The sequence below is a fragment of the Asticcacaulis sp. P4_H10 genome, from assembly GCF_056400965.1.
Window position 1 is genome coordinate 1 of sequence record NZ_JBFUKH010000003.1, and the last position, 18529, is coordinate 18529.

Here is an 18529-nt window from a genome sequence, read left to right on the forward strand (position 1 = left end):
CCTCGCCAAGCCCTGACAACGCCCGCTCCACCCATTTGTAACCCGTCTTCCGGCTAATCCCGAAAGACCGGCAAAGCGACGCAATGTTCGCATTTGCCTGACTGGCAAAACTCAAAAACTCCCGCCTGCGATCCATGACCGACACCTCATTCCAAGGCATGGCAAGCTCCTCAGCTATTCCATGCCTAAAGTGTCACCCATGTCTCCGAACACATGTCACCTATGTCCCCGGACTAAACAATGGGGAGGGGGGACCGCCGAAGGCGGTGGGCGGGGCCTAATGGCGTTTCCACAGAGCCGTTGTTTGCAGTTTAGGCGAAATAATCGAAGGCAATTATATTGAGGGTTATGAGGGCGTGTGGCTGCTACGGTAATGGCCCCGCCCACCATCTTCTCCGAAGATGGTCCCCCCTCCCCATGAATGGGGAGGGCGTAGAACTCGATATCAATTGATACTCGTATTTCCGTGCCTTTTCCGTGTCGGCGCGCAGCGCCTTTCAGTGATTTCCGTGGTTAAAGCGCGGGTCAGTCCAGGCTCAGTTCCAGGCCATCTAGAGCACAAAAACCAGCCTTGATCGCTGCCAGATGCGCGGGGGCATGGGGCAGGACCTGCGTGAAGTAGAGGCGGGTCAGCAGTACGCGGTCTTTCAGCCAAGCGGCATCGCCCTGGCTGTCAGCCAGAAGCTTTTCGGCCGCCAGGCCCCCCTTCAACAGCAGCCAGCCACCGATCAGGTCGCCAATGAGCGTCAGGTAGCTCGATGCACCTGATGCTACGTCCAAAGGGACGGTGGTCTTTTGCGTTACAAGGAAGTCGCTCGCTTGACGGAATGCGGTGAGGGTTTGGGTCAAAGCAACGCTTTCGGCGGTGAAAGACGCCGATATACCCGCGATAAAGCTTTCGATCTCGGCTGCAAGCTCGCTCGCTGCCGTGCCATCGTTGCCGAGCTTGCGACCGACGAGGTCGGCCGCCTGGATACCATTGGTGCCTTCGTAAATCGGCGCAATGCGCGCGTCGCGATAAAATTGCGCCGCGCCCGTTTCCTCGATAAAACCCATACCGCCGTGGACCTGCACGCCCTTCGACGCCACTTCGCAGGCGACGTCGGTCGCCCAGGCCTTGGCAATAGGCACCAGGAAGTCTTCGCGACGCTTGGCGCGGTCTCCGCCGCCCAATTGGCCTTCGTCGATGGCCGCGGCGGTCGCCATGCAGATGGCGCGTGCCGCCTCGATCTTGGCCTTCGACACAGCCAGCATCAGCCGCACATCGGGGTGGTCGTAGATAAACGCATTGTCTTGACCTGTGATCAAAGACCGGCCCTGGCGGCGTTCGGCAGCGTAGGCGCGTGCCTTTTGCCAGGCGGCATCGGCAACACCGACACCTTGGAAGCCGACGGCCAGACGCGCGGCGTTCATCATGGTGAACATGGCCGTCAGCCCGCCATGCGGCGCGCCGATCAACTCGGCCGTGGCACCTTCGAACGCCATGACGCAGGTCGGCGAGGCGTGGATACCCAACTTGTGTTCGAGGCCAACGCATTTGGCGCTGTTGCGCGCGCCCGGATTGCCGTCGCTGTCGAGCAGGTATTTCGGACACAGGAACAGCGAAATACCGCGCGTGCCCTTCGGGGCGTCGGGTAGGCGGGCCAGCACGAGGTGGACGATGTTTTCCGCACCGTCATGCTCACCCCAGGTGATGAAGATCTTCTGGCCTGTAATGCTGTAGGTGCCGTCGTCATTGGGCTCGGCCTTGGTCGTCAGGGCGGCCAGATCAGAGCCGGCTTGCGGCTCGGTCAGGTTCATCGTCCCCGACCACTGGCCGGAGATCAGCCTGGGCAGGAACAGGTCGCGCTGAGCTTGCGTGCCGTGGGCGTGGATGGCCTCGATGGCGCCCTGGCTGAGCGTCGGCAGGAGTGTAAAGGCCATGTTGGCGGCGTTGAACATGTCAAAACACGCCTGTTCAACCATCTTGGGCAGGCCCTGGCCCCCATAGGCCGGATCGGCGGCGACGCCGTACCAGCCGCCATCGGCATAGGCCTTGATGGCATCGAGAAACCCGGGGGCGACAACGACGCGGTCGCCGTCCAGCTTAGACGGGTTGAGATCGCCGACGCGGTTCAACGGCGCCAGCACATCGCCGGCCAATTGCCCTGCGGCCTCAAGCACCGCATCGCGCAAGCTCTCGTCGAATTCGGGGAAGGCCGCGCTGCCGTAATGTCGCTCCATGCCGAAGACGTGGTCGAGGCAGAAGGCGATGTCCTTGACAGAAGGGCGATAGGTCATGTCCGATGGTCCCTGAGCTTTTGTTTTTATTATTCGCCTTGACCTTGGGGCAGGCAAGTTGATTTTACGTGAACGTCAACTTTTTGCGCGCCGCAAAATCTTATTGCCTCTTGATATGGAATAGTATCGGTTACATATATATTGCCGCATGGTGATCGCCGGGAAACAGGTGTATGTGCGTAAATACCAAGGTCGGAGAGGGCTTATGGAAACCACGTCCTATAATCGCTACAGCCGCTGGCTGCACTGGCTGATCGCTTTCCTGATCCTGCTCAATGTCTTCCTGGGCTGGCGGATCATTCCGGAATCGCCGTGGTTCCGCTCGATCATCAACCTGCATAAGTCGATCGGCATATCGATCCTGCTGCTGACGGTGGTGCGTATTATCGTCCGCCTGGCCTATAAGGCGCCGCCCGAACCGCCGATGCCGAAGTGGCAGGCCCTGGCCGCAAAAGCGCTTCATCTTGGCTTTTACGTCGTGATGATCGGCATGCCGCTCACCGGCTGGCTGATGGTATCGACCAGCTCGCGGCCCATCCCGTTCTTCTTCATGGAGTGGTTTCACCTGCCTGTGCCGCAGGACAGCGCGCCGAATGCCAAGGCGGTCCATGAAACCTTTGAAGCTATCCACCATCTGGTCGCCAAGCTGTTGATCTACGGCATGATCCCGCTGCATGTGCTTGCGGCGTTGAAGCACCAGCTGGTCGACAAGGATAATCTGCTGGAGCACATGGTGCCGGGCTTGAAGTCACGGCCCGTCGCCAACTGGCGCTGGATCGTGCCGGCGGGCGTGATCCTGTTGGCGCTCGGCGTCGGCTATGGCGCCTATAGTGGAAAACCGAAAGTCGCCGCTCCGCCGGTCGCGGTGGCGGAGGCCAGCGTATCGGCCGAAGCCATCGCCGCCGAACCCATTGTTGAAGCGTCGGCGTCTATGTCCGAAAGCAATTCGGCCGTGCCGGTGCCGCAATGGACCGTCGATAAATCGGCGACAAAGATCGGCTTTTCCACCGCGTTCCAGGGAGAAACCGTCACGGGCGCATTCCCATCCTACACCGCCGATATCGCCTTCGATCCGGAGCAACTGGACAAGTCCCGCGTCAAGGTTGCCATCGACCTGGCCGCTGTCACAGCCAGCAATAACGACTATGCCGACAGCCTGAAGGGCGCATCCTTCTTCGATACCGCCAACTTCGCCAAGGCCGTGTTCGACGCCCGCAAGTTCGAAAAGACCGGCGCTGACAAATATATCGCCCATGGCCGCCTGACCCTGCACGGCGTCACCAAGGCCGTCGATCTGCCGTTTACGCTGACGATAAAAGACAGCACAGCGCAGATGAAGGGCAGCACGAACGTAGACCGCATAGCCCATGGTGTCGGTTCGGGTGAATGGGCTTCGACCGACGAACTCCCGGCGAAGATCAAGGTCGATATCACGCTGAAGGCCAAATTGAAGTGAGCATTGCGGCCGCCATCCAGGCGTTGATTGACGGCAATCTGATCCACCTGCCGACCGAGACCGTCTATGGTCTCGGCGCGCGGGCGGATGACCCTGCGGCGGTCGTCAAAGTCTTCGAAGCCAAGGGGCGGCCGCGCTTCAATCCGTTGATTGTCCATGTCGGCACGATTGATCTGGCGCGCAGGATCGGCGTCTTCGATGACCGTGCCGAAGCTTTGGCCGCCAGGTTCTGGCCGGGACCTTTGACTCTCGTAGTGCCGGTGCGCGACGGTGCGGCGGCTTGCGACCTGGCGCGCGCCGGGCTCGATAGCGTCGCCATCCGCATGCCCGACCATTCGGCGGCACTGGACATCCTGAAGGGTGTGGATTTCGGCGTCGTGGCGCCGTCGGCTAATCGTTCCGGCCGCCCAAGCCCGACGACGCAGGCCGACGCATTCGATGAAACCGGGGCTTTCGTTGCAGCATCGCCCGAGGGCGGGAATTGCACCGTCGGCGTGGAATCAAGTGTCGTCAGCCTGCTTAAAGAGCCGCGCTACCTAAGGGCAGGGGCGGTCACGCGCTCTGACCTCGAAGCCGTCATTGGGGCACTGGCCGCCGATGCGTCCGAAGGCCATCGCTCGCCAGGGCGCCTGAGCCTTCATTATGCTCCCGATGCCCCGGTTAAAATCAATGTCGCCACGCCATCGCCGGGGGCGGCTTATCTGGCCTTCGGTCCCGTCGCGCACGACGGTCCGGTGGTGCAGTTGAGCTTCGACCGCAACCTGGCAGAAGCCGCCGTCCGGCTGTTCAGCGCCTTGCGCGAAGCCGACCGTTACACCCCGACGGCTATCGAAATCGCGCCCATTCCCCAAGACGGCATCGGCGAGGCGATCAATGACCGCATCCGCCGCGCCGCAGGTTATGTCGGCTGACTCATATAATTTGGCGGTACGATAGCGCAGGTAACCTTATTTTAGCGCCTGTGGATATATCGTCGGTTCCCATAAAAAACTGGGAACCGACCAATGGCCAAACGTGCCCTCGTCCTGGAAGATAGCCGCACTCAAGGGACCATCATCTCGAAGATGTTCCAGAAGGCGGGCTACGATGCCGTGTGGGTTGAGACCCCTGCGGCCGCCCACGAAGCCCTGAGGGCCGCACGGTTCGACGTGCTGGTTCTGGACGTCTTCATGGAAGGCCATAACACGCTGGACGAACTGCCGATCTATCGTGAGCTTTCGCGCGGCGCGCCGATTGCCATCATGACCGCCGGCCGTATCAATGATCCGGAATCGGGCGCCGACGCGCTCAACAAGGCCCGCCGTGGCCGCGTCACCTTTCTGCTGCCCAAGCCCTTCTACTTCGACGACGTCAAGCAGATCTGCGAAGACGTCGAGGCGTACTGGCAGTCGCATCCGCTTACCGCGATCGCGTCCTAGATCTTTACCCAGGGGCGGCCCAGCAGGATCGTGGCTGCGACGATGGTCAGGCCCGCCAGTCCATGCATGATCAGGTCCGGCAGGTCGCCTGTCGGCGGATGGCACAGCGCCAGCAGTCCCGCGGTCGCGCATGCCATGCCAAGCCCCGCAACGCCGAGTGTTCGTATCGGATAGAGTGTAGGCGTCTGCCTGAGGCTCAGGATTGTCACTACGATCATAGGCACGCTCACCGCCACCATGAAAATATAGCAGCCCCGTCCACTGCCGAGGTGGCCCCACGGATCGGCGGCATTGGCCACGCCGAGCAGGTTTGAGACCAGCCAGACGACGCCGGCGGCCACGAACCACGGCCAGGCGACCGGTTTGCGACCGGCGATCGTCAGGTTGAACGCGGACAGCATCCCCATCGCCCCCAGCATAAACGCCGCTATCAGCCCGGCCAGAGCCCACGCGGCGTCAGGCACCGTCCAGTTGGCGAATTTCCGACTCAGCCACAGGCCAATCACGGCACCGGCCGGCAGGGCCAGGGCAATCCACCAGGCCAGCCGGACCACAGGCGCGGGCGGGCGCTTCACAGGGTTAGCCGTCTGACTTAGGCTATCGATGAGCGCATCGTGATCATCCATGATCGCCGGCTCCGGTTCCAGAGCGATATGCCAAAAAGTGTAAGCGGTTTTTGGCTAAAATATCGCGACAAAGCAAAAACTTAGATCGGATTGATGTGTCCACTAAATCATTCCGATCTAAGGCGGGTGAGGGCGCGGTGCAGCAGAGACTTGACCGCGCCGACGGTCATGCGGCTTTTGGCGGCCGCATCGCTTAGGGTCATTTCACGCAAATGGACCATCTCGACCATTTCGCGCTGGCGGTCGGGAAGGCGGCTCAGGCGTTCCCTGATCTCCTGGGCTGTTCCGCTGTCGTCCAAGGGCGTCGCGTCGTCGGCATAGGCGTTGAAGGCGTCGTCGTCGTGAACCTCACGCGACCGGTTGCGCCCCCTCCGGCGTAAGGCATCGATCGCACGCGACGACGCAATTGCCGACACCCACGGCAGAATGGGCCGCGCCGGATCGTAGGTCGCCCGGACGCGGTGGATGGTCAAAAGCGTATCCTGCACCACATCTTCGACCAGCACAGGATCGTCCACCCTACGCCGCACGACCACGCGGATCAGTGGCACCATGGCCTTGAGCAGGCGGTTATAGGTCGCCTGATCGCCGTCCTGCGCACGCTGCATCCATGCCGGCCATTCGGCGGTGTTGGCCCTCTGTCCCGTCAAGACGCCTCTTCAAGAGCTTTAATCACAATATCCGGCGTCAGGACTTCGGGCAGCAGTTGCGGTGCGCCGCCATCGGCCGGATAGACCGCGTAGACCGGCATGCCGCCCCGCCCGTAGGTGGCCAGGATGTCTTCGATATCCGGATTGTAGTTGGTGGAATCGGCGATCATGTACAGGCTTCCGGTGCGCGCCATGGCTGCCTTAACCGCCGGGGTCGACAGCGTGGTGCGCTCATTGACCTGGCAGGTAATACACCACGACGCGGTAAAGTTCACGAAGATTACCCGGCCCTTGCCCTGATGGTCTTTCATGGCTTGCGGCGACCAGGCAATAGTCTCGGTGATCTTCGGCGCCTTGGCCTCAGCCGGTGCCGCGCCGGCGATACGGACCACCGGCACAACCACGACGGCGGCCAGGACGGTTGTGAGGGCGAACAAGGCGACTGACGTCTGGCCCATCAGCCGGCGGTGCTGCGCCATGCCATAGAGCCAGCCGGCCATGGCCAGGACCACGGCCGAGACGAACAAGGCCGCCAGCGCGTCGGGGCCTGCCTGTTGCGCCAGCACCCAGGCCAGCCACGCCGCCGCGCCAAACATCGGAAAGGCGAGGCCTTTCTTGAGCGTCTCCATCCACGCACCGGGCTTGGGCATGCGCCGCGCCAGGGCCGGAACAAAGGCGATAAGCGTAAACGGCGTGGCAAAGCCCACGGCCAAAGCCAGAAAGACACTGAGCGCGACCAAAGGCGGCTGGACCAAAGCGTAACCGACCGCCCCAGCCATGAAGGGCGCGGTGCACGGCGTGGCGACGACGATGGCCAAGGCCCCCGTCAATGCCGAACCGACCGGGCCGCTCTTGACCGACACGCTGCCACCCAGGGACTGGACAGACGCGCCGACCTCGAACAGGCCGGTCAGGTTGAGCGCAGACCCCAGCATAACCAGACACAGGATGGCGATGACGACCGGCGACTGGAGCTGAAAGCCCCAGCCGATGGCCGCCCCGCCGGCGCGCGCCGCGATCAGCACACCCGCGAGCGCGAGCATGGTCGCGACGACCCCGGCGGCAAAGGCCGCACCATCCGCCCGCGCCGCCGCAGGGCTGTCACCGTGCCGCAAAAGGCTGAGCGCCTTAAGCGAAATCACCGGAAAGACGCACGGCATCAGGTTGAGGATCACGCCGCCCACAAAGGCAGCGAACATGGCGGCAAGCATGGATCAGCCCTTCTTTGTTAGCCTTTTTTGGCTTTATAGGCGCGCACGGCTTCCATGGTCTTGGTGATGTGGGCTTCCGGGTTGCGGTCGGTATAGCTCAGCAGGATCTTACCCGATGGCGCGATGACGTACGAGGTGCGGTCGGAGATCTGCTTGCCTTCCATGGTCGACTGATACTGCGCGGCGACCTTGGCGCCCGGATCGGCGGCGACGGCGAACTTGTCTCGGCACTCGGTCTTAGAGAATTCGGCGACGCGCTCGACATTGCCCGCGGTCACGCCGACGACCGTCGCGCCCAGCTTGTTGAAGTCGTCATTGGCCTCGGCGAAAGCGTGCGACTCGACCGTGCAGCCTGCGGTAAAGGCGGCCGGGAAGAAGTAGAGCACGACCGGACCCTTTTTCAGCGCGGACTTCAGCGTGAAGGTCGTCGGCTTGCCGGCCAGAGCCGCCTGCAGCGTAAAATTGGGCGCCTTGGCGCCTTGAGGCAGGCCGGCCGAGGCCGAACCTGCGGCAACTACGAATGCGGCGGCTATCAGGGTGGTCAGGGTATGCTTGACGCTCATCATGGTTTGGCTCCGTCGGCTTCAGGAATCGGGCCGCTGGATTGCGGTCTTGATCCTGGGTTCGCTGACAGGCGTACAAAGGTTTCGCTCGCAGGTAAAATTTTTTCGTGCGTCAGATTTTCAGGCTGTAGTGGCCACGCGCATCGAGCACCACGTCCTTGAGGTCTCCTTTGATGCGCAGGCGCACCGCCGTGTTGGCCGGGCCGGTGACCTTAAGCGCGCGGACGCGTCCGTCGCGCCACGCCATGTCGAGGCTTAAGGCGCCGCGCGCCCGCACGCCCCTGATCTCGCCCGACGGCCAGGCCGAGGGCAGGGCAGGCAGCAGGCGGACTTCGCCGCCCCACGACTGGACGATCATCTCCAGAATGCCGGCGGCGCCACCGAAATTGCCGTCGATCTGGAATGGCGGGTGGGCGTCGAACATGTTGGGATAGGTGCGTTGCGGTCCCAGAAGCGCCTTGAGGATACCGTGGGCGCGTTCGGCGTCGCCCATGCGCGCCCACAGGCACAGCCGCCACGCTGTCCCCCAGCCGGTCGCCAGGTCGCCGCGATTGTCGAGCGTAACTCTTGCCGCCTTGATCAGTTCCGGCGTGTCGCGGACATTGGCCTGCGAACTGGGGTAGATTGCGTAAAGATGCGAGACATGGCGGTGGTGCTGTTCGGGCGCCTGCGCGTCCCAGTCTTCCAGCCACTCCTGGAACTGGCCGCCTTCGCCGATGCGATCGGGCGCGATCCGGGCGCGTGTCGCGGCGATTTGCGCCAGCAGTTCCGCGTCCTGTCCCATAAGCTTCCCAGCCGCCACTGTGTGATCGAACAGGTCGCGGACGATCTGGCGGTCCATGGCCGGGCCGATGGCGACGGACGAGCCGAACGGATGCTGGTTTTCCGGTGAGACCGACGGCGACGTGACCAGGCCGCGCCCCTTGACGTCCTCGACCAGGGTATCGAGGAAGAACAGCGATGCCCCCTTCATCGCAGGATAAAGACGCGCCAGCACCTTTTCATCGCGCGTATAGTCGTAGTGGTCCCACAGGGTGTTGCACAGCCACGCGCCGCCGCATGGCCAAAGTCCCCACATCGGCCCGTCGATCGGGGCGGTCGCCCGCCACAGGTCGGTATTGTGGTGCGTCACCCACCCGCGCGCGCCGTACATGACCTGGGCCGTCCGGATGCCCGTGACCGACAGCTCCTCGACCATGCGCAGCAAGGGCTCGACGCAGGCGCTCAGGCCCGCCGGATCAGCCGGCCAGTAGTTCATCTCGGTATTGATATTGACCGTGTACTTGCTCTGCCACGGCGGATTGGTGCCTTCGTTCCAAATACCCTGGAGGTTGGCGGGCTGCGTTCCCGGCCGCGAACAGGCGATCAGCAGATAGCGCGCATAGGCGAAATAGAGCGCCGCCAGCGCCGGATCGGCCGAGGTCTCGGCTGCGGCGATGCGGCTGTCGGTGGTCTTGCTGCCAGCGCCTTGGCCGCCGAGATCGAGCGACATCGCACCATAAAGCTTCTGATGGTCGGCAATATGGGCGCGTTTCAGCGCGGCATAAGGTTCAAAGGCGGCTGCATTGCTCTGGGCGCGCACCCTGGCGATGGGATCGCCCGAGACATCGTCATAGCGGACAAAGCTTGTCGCCGCCGCGATCAGCAGCGTGATCTGGGTGGCGCCGTTGACCCTCATCCGGCCGTTTTCGATCGTCACCTGGCCGTCCGACACTGCCTTGACGCGCATGGCATAGGTCAGCTTGCCTGGCGTATCCGGCCCGTCCTCGTTGCGGCCGGTGAACAGGATGGCGCCGTCGCCGTCTGCGACGCCTGCGCGACCTTCGACGGCTTCCGTATGAAGCCAGTCGATCGCGCTGTTTTCGACCAGCTTGGTCGCCGAGCCCGTATAGGCCGGCGAGGTATATTCCGCCTGTCGCGGCGCCCGCCAGTCGAGCCCGAAATCGAGCCCGCCCTTTGGCGCTTCCAGCCGCAGGACCGTAACCTGGGCTGGCGCTGACACGAAGGCTTCGCGCAACGCCGGCCCGCGCGCCGTCTTGAAGCGCGTCGCCGTGATCGCGGTCCTGAGATCCAGTTCGCGCGTGTAGGCTGATGGCGTCTCCGCACCATCGAAGCTCAGCAGCAGGTCGCCGAGCGTCCCATAGGACATCTGCCACAGCGGCTTTGCCATGACCCTGGCGCTGGCCAGCTCGGTCGCTTCCTTGAATTTTCCAGCCTCAAGCAGGCGGCGAACTTCGGGGATGGCGGCCCTGGCGTCCGGATTTACGGGATCATATGGCCCGCCGGCCCACAGCGTGTCTTCGTTGAGTTGCAACCGCTCCTGGGCGACACGGCCGAACACCATGGCCCCCAGCCGGCCATTGCCGACGGGCAGGGCTTCGTCCCACATTGCGGCGGGACGCATGTACCACAGGCGCTCAGTCTTGCCGGACGCGGCGCGCGCCTCCAAGGGCAGGCCGGAGGCAGCCACCAGGGCCGCGGCGGCGGCCATTACATCGCGGCGGTTCAGGTGTGTCATGGTGTAGATCCGTTCCAGAGCGATGTGCCAAAAAGTGTGTAGCGGTTTTTGGCAAGATATCGCGTCAAAACAAAAGTCTAAAGCGTGGCGATGGCCTTCAGCACCTTGCCGCGTTCGGCCATCAGGACGGGGAGGTGGGCCGGCGCGTCCCACAGATCGAAGCTGTGGGTGTGCAGGGCGGCCGTCGGGATGTCGCCTGAGCGAATGGCGGCGATGACGCGCTCGAAATCCTCACGCGTGGCGTTGCGGCTGCCGATCAGCTGCATTTCGCGCTTGTGGAATTCCGGGTCGGCAAAGCTGATCGTGTCCTTGACCACGCTGACCAGCACATAGCGGCCACCGTGCGCCACGAAGGCAAAGCCGCCTTCGATGGCCTTGGCGCTGCCCGTGCAGTCGAAGACCGCGTCGAAGAATTCGCCGTCCGTCCGCGCCGACAGCGCATCGCGTAAGGTCTCATCGACGCGCACGAGCGCGGCCGTGACCGTAGCCCGCGCATGATCGAGCCGTTCGTCGCTGGTGTCGATCAGCGTCACCTCGGCGCCGTCTGCTGCGGCGAACAGCGCCACGGCGATCCCGATCGGCCCCGCGCCGGTGACCAGCACGCGCTCACCCCTGGTCAGGGCCGCCCGGCGTACGGCGTGCGCGCCGATCGACAGGAACTCGACCATGGCCGCCTGGTCGGGGCTGAGGCCGTCGACAGCGATAACGGCAGCGGCGGGCACGCACAGGAATTCGGTCATGCCGCCGTCGGCATGAACGCCCAGGACGCGGATATCGACGCAGCAATTGGGCTTGGCTTTCCGGCAGGCGATACACGTCCCGCATGGCAGATAGGGGTTGAGCGTTACCAGCTGACCCGTCGCAAACTCCGAATCTGCATCGGCTTCGACCACCGTGCCGGCCAGCTCGTGGCCCATGACGCGCGGATAGGTGAGGAAGGGCTGGGTGCCCGTGAAGATATGATAGTCCGTGCCGCAAAAACCGACGCGGCGGATGTGAACCATCACCTCGCCCGGTTGGCGCTTTGGTATCTCCCGGACGACTACGCCCAGATTATGCGGCGCTTCACAGACCAAAGCCTTCATTCTGCACTCCTGTTTTTGTATGCGGAAATTACTTTCTTATTTAAAAACAGCAAGCAATTTTTCATGCTCTTTTCATTTTGCCGTTCAACGCCTACAGAAAGGATATGGCAGACAGCGACACGTCCCCCGATTCCAAAGCGGCCTACGCCGCTCCCGCGCTCGAAAAGGGCTTCAATGTTATCGAGCTTCTGGCGACGGCGCCGGGCGGTCTGACCCTGTCGGAAATCGCCACGCGCCTCGGCTACAAGTCGATGAGCGAGATCTTCCGCGTGGTCGTCGTCATGGAGCGGCGCGGCTGGCTCTACAAGGACCCCGGCACCGACCGCTACACGGTCACCCACCATGTACTTGAGATCGTCATCCGGGCCATTCCGTCGCACGACCTGATGCTGGTGGCGACGCCGCTGATGCTGGAACTGACCCAGGCGATCGAACAGGCCTGCCACCTGGTCGTGCTGAACGGCAACAAGGGCCTGGTCATCTCACGGCAGGAAAGCCCGGGGCCAACGGGCTTTGCCGTCAAGCGCGGCGTGGAAATCGACGCCGTCCATACCGCTTCGGGCCACACCCTGATGGCCTTTTCACACCCGGATGTCGTGACGCGCGTGCTGAAGGCGCACGGTACACTGAAAAAGGACGAGGCCAGGCGCATCGACCAGGTCCGCGCCCAGGGCTATGAGATGATGCCCAGCATCCGCACCCACGGCGTGACGGACATGTCGTGTCCGCTTTTCGGTCTGGATGGCTACGCGGTCGGCGTCCTGACCGTGCCGTTCCTCGAACTGATCGACGGCACGCAAAAGGTCTCGGCGGAAGAGGCGCTGGGAATTCTCCAGGACTTTGCCGGGCGCATTTCGCAAGGCATAGGCGGGCACCGGAACCCGGCCTAGGAGGCCGCGGGCGCGACCTGTTCCATCAGGGCCAGCGGCCGGCCTTCATTGTCGTTGAAAAAGGCCATCCATTCCTCGACGCCATTGTCGTGGCGATGGATCATGTGCGCCGCATTGATGAAGATGACGCCCCGGCTTTCGAGCTCCTTCTGCGTGGCATGGATATCGGTCACGGTGATGTAGAGGAGGGACTGGCCCTTGTCCTCGGCCGGCGACAGCAGAAGCCGCGTGCCGCCGCAATCGAAAAAAGCCATGTCGCCGAAGGAGTAGAGGTGGGTAAGCCCCAGCACGTCGGCATACCATGTCCGGGCAGCGGCTATATCCCTGACGGTGCGGGCGATCTGTCCGACGGGGCCTAAAGTCATGTCTGTCTCCGTCTTGCGGCTGTGGATGGCGCTTTTCTGCGCCGTGCCGTCCCAGCGCCTGAGCTGTGTGCGGCGGCTGAGGCCCAGCTTGGTGAGCGCATTGCTGACGTGGTACTTGACGGCGTCGAGGCTGATGCCGCGCCGTTCGGCAATATCGCGATTGGTCAGCCCGTGGCGCACGGCCTCCACGACCTGCCATTCGGCCGGCGTCAGAATGTCTGGATCGGCGGGCCTGCCCCGGGGTTTGGGAGTGGTCATTCGGGGAGGCTATCACGGGGAGGGGCGATTTTCCCTACCCGTTTAGGCAGCTTTAGTGATGACGTCTTTGGTCTAATACGAGTTGTTCGCCATCACTTGTGCAGTAGGGGTGGGGGTGATTTGGCTGGTAATATTAGAATTACTGTTAGAGATTATCATATTCCCCGTAATGTTGAAGGCGGGAAGGGGCGTTTGTAGCAGTAATCCTCCTCCTCCAGAAGTGTTGCCATTGTTCGTAATGTCGCAGGCTACCAATACGAGTGTAAGATCATCACCTTGGCCAGTTACCATCCCCCAAGGAGCGGTGGCAGAGCTATAGCGGATACCGTTTCGGGCGAATTGGCACCCAACGGCAGACAGATGTCCGCCTTGGTGGTACACACCGTGACTTAAATTGTCACTTGCTATGAAGCCGTTTAACAGAAATTTGGCACCAGGATGTTGACCTGATTTGATATGGATGCCCACGTTTCCGTTCCCGTTGGACCAGCCGCCAGTTCCGTTAAAGGTCGAGCATGAGTTTGCCTCAAATAAGTATCCATTTCCAGAATTACTGTCGACACAAAACCCGGTGTAGCTGAATATTTCACGATTGATGATCGAATTTGCCGAGGTGTTTACGATTACCCCATTTGCAGCCGACGCCTGTGCGCCGCCTGAGACCAAGTAGACGCCTCCCGCGTCTCCGGCGATATGGATGCCGTTCGATCCAGAATCACTAACGAGAGTATGTCCATCAATAACGAGTTCCGCCTTCCAATCACCGCTCCCGTTAATAAGGATACCCTCGCCGGAATTGTGGAAAAACAGACAGTCACGAATTACGCACTCATTGAAACCATCAAAGTGAACACCGCCTGCCAGCCTGACAATGTCATCTTCAGGACGTCCGGCCTTGATATTCTGCATGGAGCATCGGGCAGCCCTTTTCCAAACAATCGCAAAGCCTGAACCGACGTTGGCAGTCGCGTAGATAGAAAAGTCGCGCAGGTGCACATTTTGGAACTGAGTTACGCCATTTCCGATGGTGATGAGGTTCTTGCCAGTGTCTGAACTGACAAGCCTCGTCGAGCCTGCACCACGGATAATGACATTCGATCCGCCAATGGTCAGGTTCATAAAAGGTAAATCACCAGGAGGCAGGATTAACTCCGCTCCCAAGCTGACAGCTGCGTCAATTGCATTTTGTAGACGGGTGTTGTTGTCTGCAGGGGTGTTCGTTGTGTTGACGCCAAAGTCAGCCGCATGGAGAGTGTCTTCCAGGCGCGCTTCCAAATTTCGTGTGATGGCGCCTGCCCAGGACGGAGTGTAGGCAACGGTGATCGTAGGTAATGCCATTTCATATTTCCTTGGGCAGTTCAGATTCGCTGAATCTAGCATCCTCGAGATGTGATATGCCGTCAACTTTGGATTGAATTCATATTTGCGCCGGCCCAAGGAAAATTGTTATAGTTTCTTTTTGATCAGCTTCGTCAAAGCTGACTCCTAACCGCAGTTGAAGCGCGCCTCACGATATGAATTGATGCGCAGCCTGTCCGCCGCCTCTGCTGTATGCACAGACTGGCTCCGTTGGCTGTTACGCTCTGGCGAAGCGTGCTGACCGCGCAGGGCCTGCGTAATCTGCCAGGCCGATTGTGAAAGTTCGGCGCGGCAGGCCATGAGATCGTCGCTGCCGGGGTGGTGCAGGTACAACAGCGAAAGCGCGAACACCTTGTCCGTTGGCAGTGTCACGGGGCTGGATATTTCGGTCAGGCAGTCCATATGGCGGTGCCTGCGCTCGGCTTGACCCAAAAGGCCTGCCCGGTTGGCGTCCTTCACGAATTGCGCAAGCTTTGGCTGGTCTTCGGTTTCCGTGAGCCGGTTCAGCCAGCCGTCCTTGCCCGCTTTAGGCTGAAAGCCGAAATGGACCTGGCCGGCAGCCGTGTCGATAAGCGGCTGACGCATGCCGATGCGCACATCCAGTCCGAACTCCCCCAACCATGGCTGGACGGCGATCACGACGACGACGGTGTCGTCGGCGGCGCTCAGATAACAGGTCCGCCGGGTCACCCGGGCCAGACGTTCCATTTCCGGCGCGGTAACCGCCAGCAGGCCGCGCAGCTCAGGGCGATCAAGCGCGAGGCCAAACGCCTTGGGCGTCATCACGTAGCCCTTGTCTTGCATCTGCACATAGCCGCGTCCGCTAAGGACGAGGACCATGCGGTAGATCTGCGACACGGTCCGGTCCATTTGCTCCGCAAGTTGCACGGTGGAAAGGGGCGTGGCGCTTGCTGCCAGATGCTCAAGGATATCCAGTCCCTTCTGGAGGGCGGGTGCAGTGTAGTTCGTCAGCGTACCAATTCCCCGGCGGTTTCAGACGTTTGCTTTTACGGGGTATTGTACGGCGGTTTGTGAGGGCGGCCTAACTGTCTGACAATTCGAAGGAAAGTGGCGGTTGCGCGCGTGCAGTGTCCGCAAACCTGTTCGATCTGACCGGAATCGGACGCTTTTTTGCCCTGTGCTCAGCGCTTCTTGGCGGACACGGGCTCGGGCTGGGGACGGGTGAAGACCCAGTCGCCGTCTTTCGACAGGTCGGCGCGGAAGCTGTAGCCTTCGGTGTTGAAGTCCTTCAGGCCGTCGGCGCGATCGATGCGATGGTCGATCATGTAGCGCGCCATCAGGCCGCGTGCCTTCTTGGCGAAGAAGGAGACGATTTTGGCTTCGTTGCCCTTGATCTCGAGGAAGCGCGGGCTGACGATCTTGAGTTTCAGGGCGGGCGTCAGGGCCGCGCGTGAATATTCGGTGCTGGCCAGGTTGACCAGGGTGTCGGTGGCGGCGTCCCTGGCCTCAATCACAAGGCTTTTGGCGATCGCATCGCCCCAGAACTGATAAAGTGAATTGGCGCGGCCGACCTTGAGGCTTGAGCCCATTTCGAGGCGATAGGGGCGGATGGCGTCGAGCGGCTTCAGCACGCCATAAAGCCCGGACAGGATGCGCAAATGATCCTGCGCCCAGGCGATGCCGTCCGCGTCCAGGGTGCGCGCCTGAAGGCCGGTATAGACGTCGCCGTCGAACATGAAGACGGCGGACATCGGCGCCTGGTCCTCAAAGCCCTGGAAGCGGCCGTGGTTCAGTTCACTCAAGGCCTTTGAAATGTCCATCAGTTCGGCGATGGCCCTGGGCTTCAGCTTCTTGAGCGCCTTGACGAGCTTTTCGGTCTCGGCCGGGAAGCGCGGCTCGGTCGCGCTCGTTTCGATGTCCGGAACGGTGAGGTCTAGCGACTTGGCGGGCGAGATCAGGGCAAGCATAGGGTGTCTCAGGTATTTTTCGGGGAGGGTTGATTGCCTTCCTCATAAGGGAGTTTGGAGGCGCAGCGCAACCCGGACACTTGTAACATCTGTAAGCTTTTCAACTTTCATGACTTTTTGCGATTGTGACAGTTCTGTTTACCTTGGCATAACAGCTTTATGCTAAATTACCCGCACTGTCATTTAGGGGGACACGATGTCTAAAGGCACGGTTCTGGTACTCGAGGACAGCCGCGTTCAGGCCCAATTGATTTCACGCATGCTGACCAGCCACGACTGGTCGGCCGTGTTGAGCTTTGACCACAAGACCGCCTTTGCCCAGCTCAAGGTCAACCGCGTCGACCTCATGCTGCTGGACGTCTATGTCGAAGGCGGCAATACCCTGATGCATTTGCCTGAGGTCCGGGAACTGGCGCGCAATGTGCCTATCGCCATCATGACCGCCGGCGGGGCAGGGGGGTATGCGCTCAACGACACGCTTAATGCCGCCCGCCAGGCTCAGGCAGACTTCGTTTTGCCCAAGCCGTTTTCGCCGGAGCAACTGGGCGTCATCCTCGACGAAGCCGCCAAGATGCGACGCGCGCCGGTGCCGCCGAAACATATCCTGGTCGTCGATGACTGCCGCGTCGTGCGCAAGCTGACGACCATGGCCCTGGCGGAAAAGGGCTACCGTATTTCCGAGGCGCGCTCGATGGAAGAGGCGTTCGAACGGATCGACATCGCTCACGTCGACGTCGTCATCACCGATATCTTCATGCCCGGCATGGGCGGGATCGAAGGCATCGCCATCATCAAGGCGACCTGGCCCGAAGTGTCGATCGTCGCCATGTCGGCCGGCTCTGAACACCGGGTCGAAAGCACGCAGGTCCTGTCGGCTGCCAGGCATATCGGCGCGCATGCCTTGCTGCCTAAGCCATTCACCGCAACGGACCTGACCTATCTCGTTGAGGCTGTGCTGAGCGAAAAGTCGCTGGCGGCGTAGGTGTACAAGTCCACATAACGCCGTTTCCGCCTTGTTAATCACTCCCAATTTACACTTATGTCAAAATAGCTCTGGCAACCGGCCTCGGGAGAGCATTGATGAGTAGGGGTAGCGTACTTGTCCTGGATGCCCATGGCGGCCAGGCGCAATACATTTCAAAGATGCTGGAGAAGGAAAAATGGTCCGCCATTCTCGCCTTCGACCAGAAGATGGCGCTGTCGATGATGCGCGCCACGAAGTTCCATCTGTTGATGTTCGAGGCCTATATCGGCGCGGACTCGACGTTCAAGATCATGGATCAGATCCGCGAACGCGCACCGGCGACGCCGCTGGCCATCATGGCCGACAGTCAGTATGGCCGCCAGGGCGTGCAGCAGACCTTTGACCAGGCGCGTGCCATGGGCGCGGAATTCATCATGCCCAAGCCGTTTTCGCCCGAGCGGCTGAAGACCCTGCTTAACGACACCAACAAGTATCACCGCGATCGCAAGGGCAAGAAGCACCTGCTGGTCGTCGAGGACAATGCCAACCTGCGGACCCTGATCTCGACCGTGCTGGGTGAGATGGGTTATCAGATCTCGGTCGCCGAGACGATGGAGCAGGCCTTTGCCAAGACCAATCTGGATATGGTCGATGTGGTGATCGCCGACATCTTCATGCCAGGCATGGGCGGGATCGAAGGCATCATGAAGATCCGCGGCGAGTGGCCGCACATCAACATCATCGCCATGTCGGCCGGGATCGAAAACAAGGTCGATCCCCGGCAGGTCCTGGCGGCGTCGAAGCACGTCGGCGCGGTCGAGCAGTTGCCCAAGCCGTTCGACATGATGGAACTGATCCACCTGGTCGCCAAGGTGCTGGGGAAGGCGGAAGTTCCGGTGGAAGACGCACCGGCAGCCGTGAAGGCGGGATAAAGAAGAGACCCCACCATCATCTGCTC

17 protein-coding genes and 1 pseudogene are annotated in these 18529 nt (G+C 61.5%); 6 read left to right on the forward strand and 12 right to left on the reverse strand.

The features are described from left to right. Positions 1 to 160, reverse strand: a pseudogene (locus AC1DON_RS06365) (IS481 family transposase); the annotation flags it as partial. A 365-nt stretch (positions 161 to 525) separates the two neighbouring features. Further along, positions 526 to 2280 carry an acyl-CoA dehydrogenase gene (locus tag AC1DON_RS06370; RefSeq protein ID WP_476933930.1) on the reverse strand — a complete coding sequence of 585 codons (1755 nt, stop codon included), beginning with the start codon at positions 2278 to 2280 and terminating at the stop codon, positions 526 to 528. A gap of 205 nt (positions 2281 to 2485) precedes the next feature. Between AC1DON_RS06370 and AC1DON_RS06375 the strand changes: the two genes are divergently transcribed. From AC1DON_RS06375 to AC1DON_RS06385, 3 genes are all read left to right on the forward strand, one after another. Then, on the forward strand, positions 2486 to 3736 hold the full coding sequence (locus tag AC1DON_RS06375; RefSeq protein ID WP_476933931.1) for a cytochrome b/b6 domain-containing protein: 1251 nt from the start codon (positions 2486 to 2488) through the stop codon (positions 3734 to 3736). Further along, positions 3667 to 4647, forward strand: coding sequence for an L-threonylcarbamoyladenylate synthase (locus tag AC1DON_RS06380; protein WP_476933932.1), 981 nt, complete (start codon positions 3667 to 3669; stop codon positions 4645 to 4647). Before AC1DON_RS06375 ends, AC1DON_RS06380 begins: the two co-directional genes overlap by 70 nt. A gap of 93 nt (positions 4648 to 4740) precedes the next feature. Beyond that, positions 4741 to 5154 (forward strand): response regulator, encoded by a 414-nt coding sequence (locus AC1DON_RS06385; RefSeq protein WP_476933933.1) that lies wholly within the window; start codon positions 4741 to 4743, stop codon positions 5152 to 5154. Here the strand turns inward: AC1DON_RS06385 and AC1DON_RS06390 are convergent. The 6 genes from AC1DON_RS06390 to AC1DON_RS06415 all read right to left on the reverse strand — a co-directional run bounded on the left by AC1DON_RS06390 (position 5151) and on the right by AC1DON_RS06415 (position 11807). Next, positions 5151 to 5780, reverse strand: a complete 630-nt coding sequence (locus AC1DON_RS06390; RefSeq protein ID WP_476933934.1) for a hypothetical protein — start codon at positions 5778 to 5780, stop codon at positions 5151 to 5153. The genes AC1DON_RS06385 and AC1DON_RS06390 overlap by 4 nt on opposite strands. Before the next feature lie 107 nt (positions 5781 to 5887). Then, positions 5888 to 6430: a sigma-70 family RNA polymerase sigma factor gene (locus AC1DON_RS06395; RefSeq protein ID WP_476933935.1), complete on the reverse strand. Its 543-nt coding sequence runs from the start codon at positions 6428 to 6430 to the stop codon at positions 5888 to 5890. Then, entirely contained in the window at positions 6427 to 7641 is a 1215-nt protein-coding gene (locus AC1DON_RS06400; RefSeq protein WP_476933936.1) for a protein-disulfide reductase DsbD family protein, read from the reverse strand. Before AC1DON_RS06400 ends, AC1DON_RS06395 begins: the two co-directional genes overlap by 4 nt. 17 nt (positions 7642 to 7658) lie before the next feature. After that, positions 7659 to 8207: a peroxiredoxin gene (locus AC1DON_RS06405; RefSeq protein WP_476933937.1), complete on the reverse strand. Its 549-nt coding sequence runs from the start codon at positions 8205 to 8207 to the stop codon at positions 7659 to 7661. A gap of 109 nt (positions 8208 to 8316) precedes the next feature. Next, positions 8317 to 10722 carry a glycoside hydrolase family 95 protein gene (locus AC1DON_RS06410; protein WP_476933938.1) on the reverse strand — a complete coding sequence of 802 codons (2406 nt, stop codon included), beginning with the start codon at positions 10720 to 10722 and terminating at the stop codon, positions 8317 to 8319. Between the two features lie 77 nt (positions 10723 to 10799). After that, the gene (locus AC1DON_RS06415) at positions 10800 to 11807 is read right to left on the reverse strand and encodes a zinc-binding alcohol dehydrogenase family protein (RefSeq protein WP_476933939.1); all 1008 of its coding nucleotides are present in this window, start codon (positions 11805 to 11807) and stop codon (positions 10800 to 10802) included. A 104-nt stretch (positions 11808 to 11911) separates the two neighbouring features. Here AC1DON_RS06415 and AC1DON_RS06420 point away from each other — a divergent pair, with 104 nt between their 5' ends. Continuing rightward, entirely contained in the window at positions 11912 to 12697 is a 786-nt protein-coding gene (locus tag AC1DON_RS06420) for an IclR family transcriptional regulator (protein WP_476933940.1), read from the forward strand. Here AC1DON_RS06420 and AC1DON_RS06425 read toward each other — a convergent pair. From AC1DON_RS06425 to yaaA, 4 genes are all read right to left on the reverse strand, one after another. Next, on the reverse strand, positions 12694 to 13320 hold the full coding sequence (locus tag AC1DON_RS06425; protein ID WP_476933941.1) for a LuxR C-terminal-related transcriptional regulator: 627 nt from the start codon (positions 13318 to 13320) through the stop codon (positions 12694 to 12696). The genes AC1DON_RS06420 and AC1DON_RS06425 overlap by 4 nt on opposite strands. 72 nt (positions 13321 to 13392) lie before the next feature. After that, on the reverse strand, positions 13393 to 14658 hold the full coding sequence (locus AC1DON_RS06430) for a right-handed parallel beta-helix repeat-containing protein (protein ID WP_476933942.1): 1266 nt from the start codon (positions 14656 to 14658) through the stop codon (positions 13393 to 13395). A gap of 147 nt (positions 14659 to 14805) precedes the next feature. After that, positions 14806 to 15660: an IclR family transcriptional regulator gene (locus AC1DON_RS06435; RefSeq protein WP_476934292.1), complete on the reverse strand. Its 855-nt coding sequence runs from the start codon at positions 15658 to 15660 to the stop codon at positions 14806 to 14808. Positions 15661 to 15821: 161 nt separating this feature from the next. Continuing rightward, complete coding sequence (gene yaaA / locus AC1DON_RS06440; RefSeq protein ID WP_476933943.1) at positions 15822 to 16607, reverse strand: peroxide stress protein YaaA; 786 nt, start codon at positions 16605 to 16607, stop codon at positions 15822 to 15824. 196 nt (positions 16608 to 16803) lie between these two features. On the opposite strand from yaaA, the gene AC1DON_RS06445 reads away from it, so the two are divergent. Together AC1DON_RS06445 and AC1DON_RS06450 are read left to right on the forward strand one after the other, a co-directional pair. After that, the gene (locus AC1DON_RS06445) at positions 16804 to 17589 is read left to right on the forward strand and encodes a response regulator (RefSeq protein WP_476933944.1); all 786 of its coding nucleotides are present in this window, start codon (positions 16804 to 16806) and stop codon (positions 17587 to 17589) included. Positions 17590 to 17687: 98 nt separating this feature from the next. Continuing rightward, a complete protein-coding gene (locus AC1DON_RS06450) occupies positions 17688 to 18503 on the forward strand; it encodes a response regulator (RefSeq protein WP_476933945.1) in 816 nt (271 codons plus the stop codon). The last annotated feature ends 26 nt before the right edge of the window (positions 18504 to 18529 follow it).

What these genes read in the sequence shown, in the direction of transcription:
- AC1DON_RS06370 (WP_476933930.1), bottom strand. Translation starts at nt 2,280, where the DNA reads ATGACCTATCGCCCTTCTGTCAAGGACATCGCCTTCTGCCTCGACCAC.
- AC1DON_RS06375 (WP_476933931.1), top strand. Translation starts at nt 2,486, where the DNA reads ATGGAAACCACGTCCTATAATCGCTACAGCCGCTGGCTGCACTGGCTG.
- AC1DON_RS06380 (WP_476933932.1), top strand. Translation starts at nt 3,667, where the DNA reads ATGGGCTTCGACCGACGAACTCCCGGCGAAGATCAAGGTCGATATCAC.
- AC1DON_RS06385 (WP_476933933.1), top strand. Translation starts at nt 4,741, where the DNA reads ATGGCCAAACGTGCCCTCGTCCTGGAAGATAGCCGCACTCAAGGGACC.
- AC1DON_RS06390 (WP_476933934.1), bottom strand. Translation starts at nt 5,780, where the DNA reads ATGGATGATCACGATGCGCTCATCGATAGCCTAAGTCAGACGGCTAAC.
- AC1DON_RS06400 (WP_476933936.1), bottom strand. Translation starts at nt 7,641, where the DNA reads ATGCTTGCCGCCATGTTCGCTGCCTTTGTGGGCGGCGTGATCCTCAAC.
- AC1DON_RS06405 (WP_476933937.1), bottom strand. Translation starts at nt 8,207, where the DNA reads ATGATGAGCGTCAAGCATACCCTGACCACCCTGATAGCCGCCGCATTC.
- AC1DON_RS06410 (WP_476933938.1), bottom strand. Translation starts at nt 10,722, where the DNA reads ATGACACACCTGAACCGCCGCGATGTAATGGCCGCCGCCGCGGCCCTG.
- AC1DON_RS06415 (WP_476933939.1), bottom strand. Translation starts at nt 11,807, where the DNA reads ATGAAGGCTTTGGTCTGTGAAGCGCCGCATAATCTGGGCGTAGTCGTC.
- AC1DON_RS06420 (WP_476933940.1), top strand. Translation starts at nt 11,912, where the DNA reads ATGGCAGACAGCGACACGTCCCCCGATTCCAAAGCGGCCTACGCCGCT.
- AC1DON_RS06425 (WP_476933941.1), bottom strand. Translation starts at nt 13,320, where the DNA reads ATGACCACTCCCAAACCCCGGGGCAGGCCCGCCGATCCAGACATTCTG.
- AC1DON_RS06430 (WP_476933942.1), bottom strand. Translation starts at nt 14,658, where the DNA reads ATGGCATTACCTACGATCACCGTTGCCTACACTCCGTCCTGGGCAGGC.
- yaaA (WP_476933943.1), bottom strand. Translation starts at nt 16,607, where the DNA reads ATGCTTGCCCTGATCTCGCCCGCCAAGTCGCTAGACCTCACCGTTCCG.
- AC1DON_RS06445 (WP_476933944.1), top strand. Translation starts at nt 16,804, where the DNA reads ATGTCTAAAGGCACGGTTCTGGTACTCGAGGACAGCCGCGTTCAGGCC.
- AC1DON_RS06450 (WP_476933945.1), top strand. Translation starts at nt 17,688, where the DNA reads ATGAGTAGGGGTAGCGTACTTGTCCTGGATGCCCATGGCGGCCAGGCG.